The sequence below is a fragment of the Rhodopseudomonas palustris genome, from assembly GCF_003591005.1.
Classification (GTDB): domain Bacteria; phylum Pseudomonadota; class Alphaproteobacteria; order Rhizobiales; family Xanthobacteraceae; genus Rhodopseudomonas; species Rhodopseudomonas palustris_K.
Genome location: NZ_QYYD01000013.1, coordinates 51,743 through 67,637 on the forward strand (window position 1 = coordinate 51,743; position 15,895 = coordinate 67,637).

A 15,895-nucleotide genomic window follows, 5' to 3' on the forward strand; every position below is an offset into this window, starting at 1 on the left:
CTCAGCGCGCGCTGCGCCCGGACGCGGTGAGAAAATCGAAGTCGCAACCCTCATCCGCTTGCAGGATCGTATCGTGGAACAGCTGCGCATAGCCACGCTGCGGCCGCACCGAGGCTGACGGCGGCAGAGCGGCGCGGCGGCGTGCGAGTTCGCCCTCTTCCACCAGCAGATCGATCCGGCGCGCCGCGACGTCAAGCTTGATACGGTCGCCGGATCGGACCAGCGCCAGCGGCCCGCCGTCGGCGCTCTCCGGGGTGATGTGCAGCACGATGGTGCCGAATGCCGTGCCGCTCATCCGCGCGTCCGAGATCCGCACCATGTCCTTGACCCCTGCCCGCGCCAGCTTCAGCGGGATCGGCAGATAGCCGGCCTCCGGCATCCCCGGCGCGCCCTTCGGCCCGGCATTGCGCAGCACCAGCACGTCGTCGGCGGTGACGTCGAGCTCGGGATCGTCGATCCGCCGCGTCATGTCCTCGACCGAGTCGAACACCACGGCGCGGCCGGTGTGCTGCATCAGCGTGGGCGATGCGGCGGCGTGCTTGATCACCGCGCCGCGCGGCGCGAGATTGCCGGTGAGACAGGCGATGCCGCCTTCGCGGCGGATCGGATTGTCGCGCGAGCGGATCACGTCCTGCCCCGGCACGTGCTCGGCCTTCGCCACGACGTCGCGCAGCGCCGCGCCGGTGATCGTCCTGGCGTCGAGATCGATCAGCTCGCCGAGCTGCGCCATCAGCTTCGGCACGCCGCCGGCGTGATGGAAATGCTCCATGTAGTGCGCGCCGGACGGCTTGAGATCGACCAGCACCGGAACGTCGCGGCCGAGTGCGTCGAAGCCGTCGAGATCGATGGCGAGCGGCACGCGGCCGGCGATCGCAGTGAGATGGATCAGCCCGTTGGTCGAGCCGCCGATCGCCTGCAGCACGATTTGCGCGTTGCGAAAAGCCGCTGGTGTCAGCAATTCGCTCGGCTTCGGCCCTTTTGCCTTGGCCATCGCCGCGGCGACGCGGCCGCTCGCCTCGGCCGAGCAAAACCGCTCGGCATGCGGTGCCGGGATCGTCGCACTCATCGGCAGCGACAGCCCCATCGCCTCGGTGATACACGCCATCGTCGAGGCGGTGCCCATCACCATGCAGGTGCCGACCGACGGCGCCAGCCGGCCGTTGACGGCTTCGATCTCGGCTTCATCCATCTCGCCGGCGCGATGCTTGCCCCACAGCCGCCGGCAGTCGGTGCAGGCTCCCAGCACTTCACCCTTGTGATGGCCGACCACCATCGGCCCGACCGGGATCACCACCGTCGGCAGATCGGCCGACACCGCCGCCATGATCTGCGCCGGCAGCGTCTTGTCGCAGCCGCCGATCACCACCACCGCATCCATCGGCTGGGCCCGGATCATCTCCTCGGTGTCCATCGCCATCAGATTGCGCAAATACATCGAGGTCGGATGCGCAAAGCTCTCGCCGATCGAGATGGTCGGAAACACCATCGGCAGCGCGCCCGCCAGCATCACGCCGCGCTTCACCGCCTCGATGATCTGCGGCGCATTGCCGTGGCAAGGATTGTAGTCGCTATGCGTATTGGTGATGCCGACGATCGGCCGGTCCAGCGCGTCGTCCGAATAGCCCATCGCCTTGATGAACGCCTTGCGCAGGAACAGCGAGAAGCCGGCGTCGCCGTAAGACGTCAGTCCCTTGCGCAAGCCGTCGGTCATCGTTGCCGTCCTGTGGACGTTTGCGCATCAGTTAGGAGGCGCTAACACATAAAACCAGCGTCACGCCCGAGCGATCTCGCGCCGCGACGAGAACCCCCGTCATTGCGAGCGAAGCGAAGCAATCCAGAAGCTCCGTATGCGGAGCTGGATTGCTTCGTCGCTTCGCTCCTCGCAATGACGGCAAGGGCGTGTCCGACGCGAGCTACGCCGCGTTGAAGCCGGCGATCGCCTTGACCTCGAGATATTCTTCGACGCCGAACTTGCCCCACTCGCGGCCGTTGCCGGACTGCTTGTAGCCGCCGAACGGCGCGGTGCGTTCATTGGGCACGCCCTGCAGGTTGACGTTGCCGGCGCGGATCTGCCGGCCGACCTTGCGGGCGCGCTCGACCGAACCGGCCGAGACGTAGCCGGCGAGGCCATACGGCGTGTCGTTGGCGAGCCGCACCGCTTCGTCCTCGTCCTTGGCGCCCATGATCACCAGCACCGGGCCGAAGATTTCTTCGCGCGCGATGGTCATGTTCTCGGTGACGTCGGCGAACACGGTCGGACGGACGTAGAACCCCTTGTTGACGCCTTCCGGCAGACCGGGGCCGCCGGCGACCAGCGTCGCGCCTTCCTCGATGCCCTTGTTGATCAGCGCCTGGATCTTGTCCCACTGGCCGCGATTGACCACCGGACCGATCGTGGTGCCGTCGCCGCGCGGATCGCCAGCCTTGGTCTTCTCGGCGACGCCCTTGGCGATCGCGGCGACCTCGGCCATCTTCGACAGCGGCACGATCATCCGGCTCGGCGCGTTGCACGACTGGCCGGAGTTGTTGAACATATGCATCACGCCGCCGGTCACCGCCTTGGTGAGGTCGGCGTCTTCCAGGATCACGTTCGGCGACTTGCCGCCGAGTTCCTGGCTGACGCGTTTCACCGTCGGCGCCGCGCGCTTGGCGACGTCGATGCCGGCGCGGGTCGACCCGGTGAACGAGATCATGTCGATATCCGGATGCTCGCTCATCGCCGCACCAACCTCCGGGCCGAGGCCGTTGATGAGGTTGAACACGCCCTTCGGCACGCCGGCTTCATGCAGGATCTCGGCGAAGATCAGCGCCGAGGTCGGGGTGAATTCGCTCGGCTTGAGGATCATGGTGCAGCCTGCGGCGAGCGCAGGCGCGACCTTGCAGGCGATCTGGTTGAGCGGCCAGTTCCACGGCGTGATCATGCCGACGACGCCGATCGGCTCGCGCACGATCATCGCCGAGCCCATCGGCTCCTCGAAGTGATAATTCTTCAGCACGTCGAGGGTCGACATGATGTGGCCGAGGCCGGCGCCGGCCTGCATCTTCTCGGCCATCGGCAGCGGCGCGCCCATCTCGTCGGAGACGGCGCCGCCGATCTCCTTCATGCGGCCCTTGTAGATCGCGACGATCTTCTCGAGCAGCGCGATGCGCTCTTCACGGCTGGTCTGCGAGAAAGTCTCGAACGCCCGCTTGGCTGCCGCCACCGCCTTGTCGACATCGGCCTTGGAGCCGAGCGCAACTTCGTACATCGCCTCCTCGGTGGCCGGGTTGACCACCGGGGTCGACTTCGGCGTGACCGGATCGACCCAGGCGCCGTCGATGTAAAATTGCATGCGGTTGACCATCGTGAACCTCTTATGTTGGTCGCGGGACGCGGTGTGCGTGAAAACAGGGTGCGGGCGGCGTGGCGAGCATCCTCGCCTGCACCGCGGGCCGAAGATCGATCCGCCATTTGCGGGAGCGGCATATAAAAACACACACGGGTGCTGAGCAAGGCTCACGCGCACAATTGCGCGTGTGAACGCCGGCTTCTTCGACCCGCATTCCGCGACGTGGAAGCTGTCACACCGCCATTTTGCGGTGCAGCACGGGTGCACCGCCGACCAGACTCTCCGCCGCATCGATGATCGCGTTGGTATCGATGCCGTAGTGCCGGTACAGATCGGCGATGCTGCCGGTCTGGCCGAAATGTTCTACGCCGAGCGCTTCCATGCGATGGCCGCAGACCGCGCCAATCCAATCCAGCGTGGCCGGATGGCCGTCGAGCACGGTGACGATACCGCAGCTGCGCGGCAGCAGCGCCAGAAGGTTCTCGATGTGGCTGGTGTGGCGCGAGCCGCGATGCGCGCGGCGCAGCCGGCGCGCCGCGGTCCAGCCGGCGTGCAGGCGATCGGCCGAGGTGATCGCAAGGAGCCCGACGTCGCGGCGGCTGTCGCCGAGCAGGCCGACCGCAGCGATCGCTTCCGGCGCCACCGCGCCGGTGGTGGCGATCACCAGCTCGCAATTCGGCCCGGGTTCGCGCAGCCAATAGGCGCCGTCGACGATCGCCTTCTGCAACGCCGGCGTCATCATGCGCTGCGGCTGCTCGATGGTCCGCGTCGACAGTCGCAGATACACCGACCCGCCGGAGCGCATGCCATCCTCAGCGCCGCCGTCGACATCGTCGCGCTGCATATGCGCAAAGCCCCAGCGCATCATCACCGCGAGTTCATCGACGAACGCCGGCTCGAACGACGCCAGCCCATCCTGCGCGATCCCGATCAGCGGCGTCGCGATCGACTGATGCGCGCCGCCTTCCGGCGCCAGCGTGATGCCGGACGGCGTCGCCACCACCATGAAGCGCGCGTCCTGATAGCAGGCGTAGTTCAGTGCATCGAGGCCGCGCTGGATGAAGGGGTCGTATAGCGTCGCGATCGGCAGCAGCCGCTCGCCGTTGATGCTGTGCGACAGGCCGAGCGCCGACATCAGAATGAACAGATTCATCTCGGCGATGCCGAGCTCGATATGCTGGCCCTTCGGCGAGAACTCCCAATTGAAGGTGGTCGGGATCTTCTCGCTGCGGAACAGATCGGCCTTCTCGGCGCGCGCGAACAGGCCGCGGCGATTGACGAAGGCGCCAAGATTGGTCGACACCGTGACGTCCGGCGACGCCGTGACGATACGCGACGCCAGCTCGCTGTCGCCGCGCGCCAATTCGTTGAGGATCAGGCCGAACCCCTGCTGCGTCGACATCTCGGCTGCCGGCTTGAGCGCCAGACGCTCGGGCACTTCGATCACCGGCGCGCGCAGCCGGCGCTCGCCACCGCTGTTGATCGGCGCACTGCGTAGCACCGCCTCCAGCGCAGCTGCATCCTGCGTCAGTCCCTCGAAGCGATCCCATTCGTGGCCGGGGCGAATCTTCTGAGCGGCACGATAGGCTTCGATCTGCGCCGGCGTCATCAACCCGGCGTGATTGTCCTTATGGCCCTGAAACGGCAGGCCGACGCCCTTGATGGTGTAGGCGATGAAGCACACCGGCCGGTCGTGATCGATCGACTCGAACGCCTCCAGCAGGCTCGCCATGTCGTGACCGCCAAGATTTGACATCAGCGCCAGCAGTTCGTCGTCGCTGCGCGCATCGATTAGTCGCGACACCTCGCCCTGATCGCCGATTTCGTCCTCGAGCCGCTTGCGGAACGCCGCGCCGCCCTGGAAGCACAGCGCCGCGTACATCTGGTTCGGGCAATTGTCGATCCAGCGCCGTAGCGCTTCGCCGCCAGGCTCGGCAAACGCCTGCTGCATCAGGCGGCCGTATTTGACGATGACGACGTCCCAGCCGAAGTTGCGGAACATCGACTCGAACTTCTCCCACAATCCCTCGCGCACCACCGCATCGAGGCTCTGGCGGTTGTAGTCGACCACCCACCAGGTGTTGCGGAGGCCGTGCTTCCAGCCTTCGAGCAGCGCCTCGAAGATGTTGCCCTCGTCCATCTCGGCGTCGCCGACCAGCGCGATCATCCGGCCTTCGCGGCGGTTCTTCATCCAGCCATGCGCGGTGACGTAGTCCTGCACCAGCGACGAGAACAGCGTCTGCGCGACGCCGAGCCCGACCGAGCCGGTCGAGAAATCGACGTCGTCGGCGTCCTTGGTGCGGGACGGATAGGATTGCGCGCCCTTGAAGCCGCGGAAATTTTCCAGACGCTCGCGGCTCTGCCGGCCGAACAGATATTGGATGGCATGGAAGATCGGGCTGGCATGCGGCTTGACCGCGACGCGGTCCTCCGGCCGCAGCACCGAGAAATACAACGCCGACATGATGGTAGCGAGCGACGCCGACGAGGCCTGATGGCCGCCGACTTTGAGGCCGTCGGCGTTCGGGCGGATGTGATTAGCGTGGTGGATCATCCAGGTCGACAGCCACAGCGCCTTGCGCGTCAGCGCATTCAGCAGGTCGAGACGGTCGGGGGACTGTGGCATGGCGATCACCTGTGCTGCGATCGTGCCATTTTACGACGAACGCGGCCTCAGGACTTCTCAATTTTGGGCGACAGTGACCTCAAAGGTGGGATAAATTTGCCGTTCCTGAAGTTCAACAAGCGGTTTATTCCAATGGCTGACCTCGACGCGATCGACCGCAAGATTTTGGCCGCGCTGCAGGCCGATGGCCGGATCACGATGCAGGAGCTCGCCGACCAGGTCGGCCTGTCGGTGTCGCCGTGCCATCGGCGCGTCAAGCTGCTGGAGAGCCGCGGCGTGATCAGCCGCTACACCGCCCAGGTCGATCAGAAGGCGATCGGCTTGCACGTCAGCGTCTTCATCTCGATCAAGCTGACGCGGCAGAAGGAGGAAGACCTCGCGCGCTTCGCCAAGGCGATCTCGAAATGGAACGAAGTTCTGGAGTGCTATCTGATGACCGGGAACCGCGACTATCTGCTGCGCGTGGTCGCCGCCGACCTCGCCGCCTACGAAACCTTCCTGAAGACCAAGCTGACCCGGCTCGACGGCATCGCCTCGATCGAATCGAGTTTCGCGCTCAGCCAGGTGAAATATTCGATTGCGCTGCCGGTGTGAGGCCCCTGTCATTGCGAGGAGCGGAGCGACGAAGCAATCCAGCGCCGAGCACTGGTCCTGGATTGCTTCGCTGCGCCCGCAATGACGGAGATCGCGGCTTACGGACTCGGATAAGGCTCCGCCGCCACCGGCTGTTTGCGGCGGAGGCGCTCGCGGTGAGCGGTGTAAAGGCCGCTGGCGATGATCACCGCGGCGCCGACGAAGGTCCAGACATCCGGGACTTCGCCGAACAGACCGAAGCCAAGGAACGTCACCCAGACGAGCTGGCTGTAGGTGAACGGCGCCAGCACCGAGGCGTCGGCGTAGCGATAGGCCAGCACCACGATCCATTGCCCCATGGTCGATGCGAGCCCGACCAGCACGCCGAGCATGATGCCTTCCCAACTCGGCGTCACCCACACGAACGGCACGATGACACTCAGCGCGACGAAGCCGACCAGTGCCGAGAACGTCATGGTGACGATGGCACGGTCGGCGCCGCTGATCATCCGCGTCAGTATCAGCGTCACAGCCCAGGTCAGCGCCGACAGAATGGGAAAGATCACCGCCGGATTGAATGCCGCCGATCCCGGCCGGATCACGATCAGCACGCCGATCAGGCCGACCACGCTGGCAGCCCAACGGCGGATCCCGATGCTCTCGCCGAGCATGACGATCGACAGCGCGGTGACGAACAGCGGCGCGACGAACGAAGTCGCCGAGGCCTCCGCGATCGGCAGGAACTGCAGGCCGCTGATGAACAGCGTCGACGAGGCAACCAGCGCCAGCCCGCGCAGCACCTGCAGTTTCGGCCGCGCCGAACGTAGCGAAGACGCCGACGACATCAGCGCGACAGGCATCATGATCAGCACGAACACCAAGAACCGGATCCAGCCGATCTCGATCGGCGGCACGGTTCGGCCGAGATATTTCGCCAGCGTGTCGGAGCAGGCGAGAAACACGGTCGACAGCACGATCAGCGCGATGCCGCGCAGCGGCTGATCGGCGTGGCGATGCGTCAGGCGGCGGCCCGCATCGGGCGCGTTGGGCGAGGTGGCGGTCACGTATCCGGCAGTGCAATGAAAACAGATGGGACGGGCCAAGCCGCGAGCGGCGCCCTTCAACTCAGACGGCGACAGAACGATGTTCGCAGCCCTCGCACAAGCCCGGATAGCGGGATTGCGCTATGCGCCGCGGCGGCCGGCGGTCACAGCATAGGCAAACTGGCCGGCTCCGGCCCGCGCGGGAACGCCTGATCGATCGCCTCCAGATCATCAGCCGAGAGGCGCAAAGAGCCGGCCGCCGCATTTTCCGCCGCATGGACCGGATCAGCCGCCTTGGGAATTGCGAAAACCGACGGCCGCCGCGTCAAGAACGCCAGTGCGACCTGACGCGGCGTCGCGCCGTGACGGTCGGCGATGCTTTGCAACACCCGCCCCTCCGCACTCCGCGGCGCGGGAAATTCGTCGTGGCCGAATGGTGAATAGGCAGTGACGGCGACGCCATGCGCCTCACACCACGGAATCACAGCATGTTCGATCGCGCGTTCGCGCAGATGATACAGCACCTGATTGCAGGCGATCTTGCCCGGGCCGGCGACCTTGAGCAGCTCGCGCAGGTCACCCGCGTCGAAATTGCTGACGCCCCAGGACAGAATCTTGCCGGCGGCGACCAGCTGTTCGAACGCTGCGACGGTGTCGGCCAGCCGGTATTGGCCGCGCCAGTGCAACAGATAGCAATCCAGCCGGTCGGTCTTGAGCCGCTGCAGCGAACGGTCGCACGCCACGATTGTGCCGCTCCTCGACGCGTTGCTCGGCAACACCTTGGAGACCAGGAACACCTCGTCGCGTCGGCCCGCGATCGCCTCCGCGACCAGCGGTTCGGCGTCGCCGTACATCTCCGCCGTGTCGATGTGGGTCATGCCGAGGTCGAGGCCGCGGCGCAGCGCGGCGATCGCCGCTGCGCGGTTGCTGCGGTCGATGTACCAGGTGCCTTGGCCGATCGGCGCCAATTGCACGCCAGTGGGGCCGAATGGGCGCAGGTTCCCGTGCACGCTGAACTCCGTTGTTACTCCGCGGCGGCCGCCATCATTGGCCGCGGCGCGGCGCCTCTGCCCGGCTTCAGCCGGAATTCGTAGGACATCAAATGCCACGCCCCCGGCGCCGCGCGACCATCGGGCATCACGGCGTCGTTACGCAGCTCGATGCTGGATATCAGGTCGTCCTTGACGCCGAAGACGACGTCGCTTTCGAGATATTTGTCGCCTTCGATGAAGACGTGGGTGATCAACGGCTCGTAGCCGGGAGCGTTCACCAGAAAATGCACGTGCGCCGGCCGCATCGGATGCCGCTGCGCCGCGAGGATCAGTTCACCCACCGGACCATCGATCGGGATCGGGTAACTGCACGGCAAGATCGTGCGGAATGCGAACCGGCCCTCCGCATCGGTGACGAACTGCGCGCGCAGCGAGGGGCCGGCTTCGGCGTAGGACGGCTTCTGCGAATCGTAGAAGCCGTCGTCGTCGGCATGCCACACGTCGACGGGCACGCCGGCGAGCGGCTGGCCGCCGAGATCGACGACGCGGCACTGCACATACATCCGCTCGCCTTCGACGCCTTCGGAAATGTCGGTGCCGTTCGGCATCGGCTTGTGCTCGCCGACATAAAACGGGCCGAGCACCGTCGTCTGCGTGGCGCCGTCGCGCTCACGGTGATTGACTGCATCGACCAGCATCGAGACGCCGAGCACGTCCGACAACAGGATGAACTCCTGGCGGCTCGGCGTGCATTTCTGCCCGGTGCGGGTGAGGAAATCGATCGCCTTCTGCCATTCCTCGAAGGTCAGCCCGGTGCGGCGGACGTAGTCGTGAAGCGATCGGACGAGTTCGCGCATCAAATGCTTCAATCTCGGATCCGGCGTCTCGTCGAAGCTTGCGACGACCGCCTCGGTCAGCTCGGTCTCGTCGAATTGCGGCATCTTCCATTCCCGGTTTGGCAATGGGCGGACGCTACACCAAGCCTCGCTGTGTGATAAGCGCGTGACTTGCAGGCCGGTCTGCGCGCGGGCTGCTTGCGGGCCACGCCGTCCATGTGCTCAAAATCGTACAGATCCAATGTTGCGCCATGACAGATAACAGGAGAATGGCGCGTTTCGACTTATCCAGAGTTGTGGAACCGGCGAATAACATCCACCGTCGAGAGTCCCCTCGCCTGTCGTCAGCACGGAGTGCCCCATGCCGGTCCAACCCCAGTTTTCCCGCCCTGCCGCCGCCGGGCCAGCCGCCGACACCGGCTTCTCCGAAACCGCGCTTCGGCGGATCGACGATCACCTGCAGCGGGCCTATCTCGGTCCGGGCAAACTCGCTGGGACACAGACGCTGGTCTATCGCCGCGGCCGGATCGCGTATCGCTCCTCGCTCGGCCATGCAGACCGCGAACGCAACGTCCCGATCAAGGACGACACCATCTTCCGCATCTATTCGATGACCAAGCCGATCACCTCGGTGGCGCTGATGATGCTGTTCGAGGAAGGCCGCGTTCAGCTCGACGACCCGGTGGCCAAGTACATTCCGGAGTGGGCCAATCTCGGCGTGTTTCAGGCCGGCATCGCGCCGCTGTTCCTGACCAGGCCGCCGACGCGGCCGATGCAGGTGGTCGACCTGCTGCGGCACACCTCGGGGCTGACATACGGCTTCCAGAATCGCACCAATGTCGACGCCGCCTACCGCGACAAGGGCATCGGCGCTTTCGAGAAGGCCGGCACGCTGGAGTCCTGGATCGCCGACCTTGCCCGCATTCCGCTTGAGTTCTCGCCCGGCGAAGCCTGGAATTACTCGGTCTCCACCGACGTGGTCGGCTACCTGGTGCAGAAGATCAGCGGCATGCCGTTCGAGCAGTTCGTCAAGCAGCGCATCCTCGATCCGCTCGGCATGGTCGACACCGACTTCCATGTCCCGCCCGCAAAGGCGCATCGCCTCGCCGCCTGCTACTCGGCCGACGGCAAAGGCGGCATGCAGCTGTCGGACGATCCGGCGACCTCGAGCTTCCTGGCGCCGCCTGATCTGATCTCCGGCGGCGGCGGCCTGGTGTCGACCACCGACGATTACCTCACCTTCTGCCGGGCGCTGCTCAATGGCGGCGAGCTGAACGGCGTCCGCCTGCTCGGCCCGAAGACGCTGAAGTTGATGACCACCAATCATCTGCCCGGCAATCGCGACCTCACCGAGCTGTCGCGTTCGATGTTCAGCGAAGCCACCAACGCCGGCATCGGCTTCGGCCTTGGCTTCGCGGTCAACATGAACCCGGCCCAGACGCTATTGCCCGGCAGCGTCGGCGAATATTACTGGGGCGGCGCTGCCTCGACGGCGTTCTGGATCGACCCGGCCGAAGAGCTGATCACCATCTTCATGACCCAGCTCCTGCCCTCCAGCGCCTACCCGATCCGCCGCGAACTGCGCACGCTGGTGTACGGCGCGATGACGGAGAGCAATGTCTGATGAGACGGCGGCCCAACGTTCGTCATTCCGGGGCGCGCGCAGCGCGAGCCCGGAATCCATAACCACCGTGATCGTGTGAAGCACGGCCGCAGCGAACGCAACCGTGATCGTGTGAAGCACGGCCGCAGCGAACGCAGTGCCTCACAGCTGGACACAGCGAGTATGGATTCCGGGTTCGCGCAAGAGCGCGCCCCGGAATGACAAAAGAGAGGCTGAACGAGGCCCGCTGGTCTCGTCAAATCTTCCGCTCGCGCCCCTGCCAGAACGGATCGCGCACCGCGCGGCGGAGCAGTTTGCCGACCGGGCTCTTCGGCACCTCGTCGATGAACCGCACCTGCTTGGGCACCTTGTAGCTCGCCACCCGTTCGCGCGCGAAGGCGATCAGTTCGGCCTCCTCGGCCGACGTATCCTTGCGCAGCGCCACGAAGGCCGCGACGCTTTCGCCCCATTTGTCGTCCGGCAAGCCGACCACCACGACCTCGCGCACCGCCGGATGCGCGGCCAGCGCGTCTTCGACCTCGCGCGGATAAACGTTGTAGCCACCCGACACGATCATGTCGGAGGTACGGTCGACCAGATACAAATAGCCATCGTTGTCGAACCGACCGACGTCACGCGTGCGCAGCCAGCCGTCCGGCAGGAACATCTGCGCATTGAGCTCGGGCGCGTTGTAGTAGCCCTTCATCGCGAACGGCGTGCGCAGCGCGATCTCGCCGGCCTCGCCGGGCGCGACCTCGTCGCCGTCTTCGTTCACCAGCTTGATCTCGCAATCGATCGACGGCCGGCCGCAGGACGCCAGCCGCTGCTCGGCATGCGGCCCGACGTGATCGGCCTGCGTCAGATGGGTGATGAAGATCGGCGCCTCCGACTGGCCGTAGTACTGCGCGAAACGCGGCCCCCACACTTGCAGCGCGCGCAGCATCACCGGGCGCGGCATCGGCGAAGCGCCGTAGATGATGCTTTTCACCGAGGAAAAATCCGCCTGCGCGATGCCGGGATGATCCAGCAACATGCCGATCATGGTCGGCACCAGATTAAGCGCGGTCGGCTTCCAGCGCTCCACCGCGTCGAGATAGCTCGCCGGCGTGAATCCCGGCAGCACCGCGGCGACGCCGCCGCGCAGCCAATACGGCACGATGAAGCAGCCCGAGGCGTGGATCATCGACGCGGCGTGCAGCATCACGTCGCCCTCGCCGACCTCCATGTTGATCAGCACGTTGGTGGCCATCGCGCCCCAGCTCGCCTGGGTGTGCTCGACCGCCTTGAGCTTGCCTGTGGTGCCCGAGGTGAAGATAGTGATCACGACGTCGTCCGGCTCGGGCCGCCGCGACGGCGGCGCATCCGAGCCAGCCTGCGCGAGCTGTAAGAGATCGTTCGGATCGGCCGCGTTGCCGATGCTGATCAGTTTGAGGCCCTGCATCGCGCTTGCGAGCTCGCGGGCGCGGTCGGTCAGATCTGTGCCGTGGATCAGCGTATCGACGCCGGCGCCGTCGAGCATCTGCTGCTGCTCGACCAGCGACAGCCGCGAGTTCAGCGGCACACGCGACAGCCGCGATTTGACGAATCCGAAATCGAGCGGAAGCGTGTGAATCGAATTGTTCAGGAGCATCCCGACGCGGCGACCGACCTCGAGCTTGAACGTCTCGATGAAGACGTTGGCGATGCGGTTCGACAACAGGTCGACCTCGGTGAAGGTCATGCGCTGCTCACCGAACATCACCGCCGTCTTCGGCCCGTGATACACCGCCCCGCGCCTGATCATCTCGGATGCCAGCATCACCGTTCCTCCCTTTCGTCTTCCGCCCGCCGCTTGAGCGGCATGGCTGTTATGCGACAATCTCTCCACGAGTCATTCCGGGGCGCGCGCAGCGCGAACCCGGAATCCCGATGTTCAGGGCACGGCCGGGATTCCGGGTTCGTCCGCCTGCGGCGGCCGCCCCGGAATGACTCGGGAAGAGGCCGTGTCTCTCAGGGAGAGGCCGTGCGCTCTCACTTCCCCGGCCACACCGGCTTGCGTTTCTCGGCGAACGCCTTGAGGCCTTCCTTGGCGTCTTCGGTCATCGCGAGCAGCGCGATCTGGCTTTCGGTGTAGGCGATGCTCTCGTCGAACGACATCGCGGCGATCGCCCGCATTGCGTATTTGCCGCGGCGGATCGCGGTCGGCGATTTGTCGGTCAGGCGCTTCACCAGCCAGTCGACCTTGGCGTCGAGCTCGGCGGCCGGCACCGCGTAGTTCAGCAGGCCAGCCTCGCGCGCCGTCTGCGCATCGAACGGCTCGCCGGTCAGCGCCCATTCGGCGATCAGCCGACGCGGCGCGATGTCCTGCAGCAGGCTCATCACCTGCATTGGGAACACGCCGACCTTCACTTCCGGCAGACCGAACACGACGTTGTCGGCGGCGACCGCCATGTCGGTCATGCACAACAGGCCCATGCCGCCGGCCATGCAGGTGCCGTTGACGCGGGCGATCGACGGCTTGGTGGCATTCTGCGCCAGCCGCAGCAGATCGGCGTAGTCGACATTGGGCTTGGAGAAGTCGAACGCGAACGCCGCGCCGGTCGACTGCAGATCGGCCCCGGCGCAGAACGCCTTGTCGCCGGCACCGGTCAGCACGATCACGCGCACCGACGGATCGTCATGCGCCTGCTTCCAGCCGCGCGTGATGCCCTCGACCACGCCGGCATTGATGGCGTTGCGCTTGTCGGGACGGTTGATGGTGATCCACAGCGCCTGCTCGCGCTGTTCGATGATCACGGCGCCGTTGGTCATGTCAATCCTCCTCCCTCTCCGTCATTGCGAGGAGCGAAGCGACGAAGCAATCCAGTTCAGTGCACGGGGCTCTGGATTGCTTCGCTTCGCTCGCAATGACGGGAATAGTCAGTGCTCCACACCTCTAAGCCGCCGCTTCGATCTGCGCGACGATGCGGCCGGTGGTGACTTGTTCGCCTTCGGCGACGTCGATCGCCACGATGCCCGCGGTTGGGGCGAGATGCACGTGCTCCATCTTCATCGCCTCCAGGGTCAACACCGGCTGACCAACTTCGACGCGGTCGCCGGCTTTCACCAGCAGCGCGACGACGCGGCCGTTGAGCGCCGCGCGCAGCTTGCCGTCGCCGCCGCCTGCCGCGGCGCGCTGCGGCGCTGCGCGGGTCAGATCGACGATGGTGCTGGCGACGCCGAGCCGCTGCACAAACAGCCGATCGCCGTCCCGGTGATACACCGCGGACTCGCTGAAATTCTCGGCCTGGAAGCGAACGCTGCTCGCGCTCAGCGCCTCGATCGTGAAGCCGATCCGCCTGCCATCGTGAACCGCGACGTAAACGCCATCACGCTCGCGCACCACTTCGCTGCTATACGTGATGCCGTCGAGTTCGAACCGCAGCAGTGTCGGGAACGTCGCCGCCAATGATCGACCGGCGCGGTGGGGTTGGGCGTGCGGGTCGCTGACATAGAGCAGCAGCGACGCCACCGCCCATGCCGGCACCGCGTCCTCCGGCATCGCGCGCGTCAGCGCCTCGCGGTTCTGCGCGATGAACGCCGTCGTCGCCTCGCCGCGCGCGAATACCTCGTGGCGCAAGCACGCCGCCAGGAAGCCGCGGTTGATGGTGACGCCGAACGCGAACGTGTTGTCGAGGCCGTGGATCAGCTTGCGCCGCGCCTCCTCCCGGCTGGCGCCGACCGCGATGATCTTGGCGATCATCGAGTCGTAATAGGGGGAGATTTCCGAGCCGGACTGCAGCGCGTGTTCGACGCGGAGCTCAGCAGGCATCCACCACACCGCCATCCGGCCGGATTGCGGCATGAAGTCCTTGTCGGGATCTTCCGAACAGAGCCGCACTTCGATGGCGTGGCCGTTGAAGCTGACGTCATCCTGGCGCAGCGGCAGTGGCTCACCGGCTGCGATACGGAGCTGCAATTCGACCAGATCGAGCTCGGTAATCGCCTCGGTGACCGGATGCTCGACCTGCAGCCGCGTGTTCATCTCCATGAAGTAGAACTGGCCCTGCGCGTCGAGCAGAAACTCCAGCGTGCCGGCGCCCTCGTAGCCGATCGCCTTCACCGCATTGACCGCGACTACGCCCATCTCTTCGCGCAGCGCTTCAGAGACCGCCGGCGACGGCGCTTCCTCGATCAGCTTCTGATGTCGGCGCTGCACCGAACAGTCGCGCTCGCCGAGATGGATGGCGTGGCCATAGCGATCGCCAAACACCTGAATTTCGATATGCCGCGGCTCGATGATCGCGCGCTCGAGGATCACCGTCGGATCACCGAACGCGCTCTGCGCCTCGGACCGCGCGCTGCGCAGCGCGTCCGGCAGCGTCGCGGCGTCCTGCACCAGCCGCATGCCGCGGCCACCGCCGCCGGCCACCGCCTTGATCATCACCGGGAAGCCTATCTTGCCGGCCTCGGCGATCATCGCCGTGTCGCTCTGGTCGGCGCCCTGATAGCCGGGCACGCAGGGCACGCCTGCCTTCAGCATGATCTCCTTGGCGCCGGCCTTGTTGCCCATCGCGGCGATCTGTTCCGCCGACGGCCCGATGAACACCAGCCCGGCGTCGCGACACGCCGCGGCAAAGTCCTCATTCTCGGCGAGAAAGCCGTAGCCGGGATGCACCGCGTCGACGCCGGCGATCTTTGCGGCTTCGATCAAGGCCGGAATGTTGAGATAGGACTCGGACGGCTGCGCGCCGCCGATCGCCACCGCCTCGTCAGCCTCGCGGACATGCGCGGAGTCGGCGTCGGCCGTCGAATACACGGCGACGACGCCATAGCCCATGCGGCGCGCGGTGCGCATGACGCGCAGCGCGATCTCGCCACGGTTAGCGATCAGGATCTTGGTGAAAGGCGTGAGTTTCAGCATCTGTGCCATCG

General features: G+C 65.9%; 11 protein-coding genes. 2 read left to right on the forward strand and 9 right to left on the reverse strand.

Translation table 11 applies throughout. From position 1 onward, the window contains the following. Position 1 precedes the first annotated feature (1 nt). From D4Q52_RS13955 to D4Q52_RS13970, 3 genes are all read right to left on the reverse strand, one after another. Complete coding sequence (locus tag D4Q52_RS13955; protein WP_119857180.1) at positions 2-1,711, reverse strand: IlvD/Edd family dehydratase; 1,710 nt, start codon at positions 1,709-1,711, stop codon at positions 2-4. Between the two features lie 202 nt (positions 1,712-1,913). Next, complete coding sequence (locus D4Q52_RS13965) at positions 1,914-3,344, reverse strand: aldehyde dehydrogenase family protein (RefSeq protein ID WP_119857182.1); 1,431 nt, start codon at positions 3,342-3,344, stop codon at positions 1,914-1,916. Between the two features lie 217 nt (positions 3,345-3,561). Then, positions 3,562-5,955 (reverse strand): transketolase, encoded by a 2,394-nt coding sequence (locus D4Q52_RS13970; protein WP_119857258.1) that lies wholly within the window; start codon positions 5,953-5,955, stop codon positions 3,562-3,564. A 132-nt stretch (positions 5,956-6,087) separates the two neighbouring features. Here D4Q52_RS13970 and D4Q52_RS13975 point away from each other — a divergent pair, with 132 nt between their 5' ends. Then, positions 6,088-6,549: an Lrp/AsnC family transcriptional regulator gene (locus tag D4Q52_RS13975; RefSeq protein WP_119857259.1), complete on the forward strand. Its 462-nt coding sequence runs from the start codon at positions 6,088-6,090 to the stop codon at positions 6,547-6,549. Positions 6,550-6,647: 98 nt separating this feature from the next. On the opposite strand, the gene D4Q52_RS13980 is transcribed toward D4Q52_RS13975, so the two are convergent. The 3 genes from D4Q52_RS13980 to D4Q52_RS13990 form a co-directional block, all read right to left on the reverse strand. After that, the gene (locus D4Q52_RS13980; protein WP_119857183.1) at positions 6,648-7,592 is read right to left on the reverse strand and encodes a DMT family transporter; all 945 of its coding nucleotides are present in this window, start codon (positions 7,590-7,592) and stop codon (positions 6,648-6,650) included. 143 nt (positions 7,593-7,735) lie between these two features. Beyond that, positions 7,736-8,581: an aldo/keto reductase gene (locus D4Q52_RS13985; protein ID WP_119857184.1), complete on the reverse strand. Its 846-nt coding sequence runs from the start codon at positions 8,579-8,581 to the stop codon at positions 7,736-7,738. 14 nt (positions 8,582-8,595) lie between these two features. Continuing rightward, the gene (locus D4Q52_RS13990) at positions 8,596-9,504 is read right to left on the reverse strand and encodes an intradiol ring-cleavage dioxygenase (RefSeq protein WP_119857185.1); all 909 of its coding nucleotides are present in this window, start codon (positions 9,502-9,504) and stop codon (positions 8,596-8,598) included. A gap of 256 nt (positions 9,505-9,760) precedes the next feature. Here D4Q52_RS13990 and D4Q52_RS13995 point away from each other — a divergent pair, with 256 nt between their 5' ends. Further along, complete coding sequence (locus D4Q52_RS13995; RefSeq protein ID WP_119857186.1) at positions 9,761-11,023, forward strand: serine hydrolase domain-containing protein; 1,263 nt, start codon at positions 9,761-9,763, stop codon at positions 11,021-11,023. A 235-nt stretch (positions 11,024-11,258) separates the two neighbouring features. On the opposite strand, the gene D4Q52_RS14000 is transcribed toward D4Q52_RS13995, so the two are convergent. The 3 genes from D4Q52_RS14000 to D4Q52_RS14015 all read right to left on the reverse strand — a co-directional run bounded on the left by D4Q52_RS14000 (position 11,259) and on the right by D4Q52_RS14015 (position 15,884). Beyond that, positions 11,259-12,800 (reverse strand): AMP-binding protein, encoded by a 1,542-nt coding sequence (locus D4Q52_RS14000; protein WP_119857187.1) that lies wholly within the window; start codon positions 12,798-12,800, stop codon positions 11,259-11,261. A gap of 212 nt (positions 12,801-13,012) precedes the next feature. Beyond that, positions 13,013-13,792, reverse strand: a complete 780-nt coding sequence (locus D4Q52_RS14005; protein WP_119857188.1) for an enoyl-CoA hydratase/isomerase family protein — start codon at positions 13,790-13,792, stop codon at positions 13,013-13,015. A gap of 124 nt (positions 13,793-13,916) precedes the next feature. After that, positions 13,917-15,884, reverse strand: coding sequence for an acetyl/propionyl/methylcrotonyl-CoA carboxylase subunit alpha (locus D4Q52_RS14015; protein ID WP_119857260.1), 1,968 nt, complete (start codon positions 15,882-15,884; stop codon positions 13,917-13,919). Positions 15,885-15,895 lie beyond the last annotated feature (11 nt).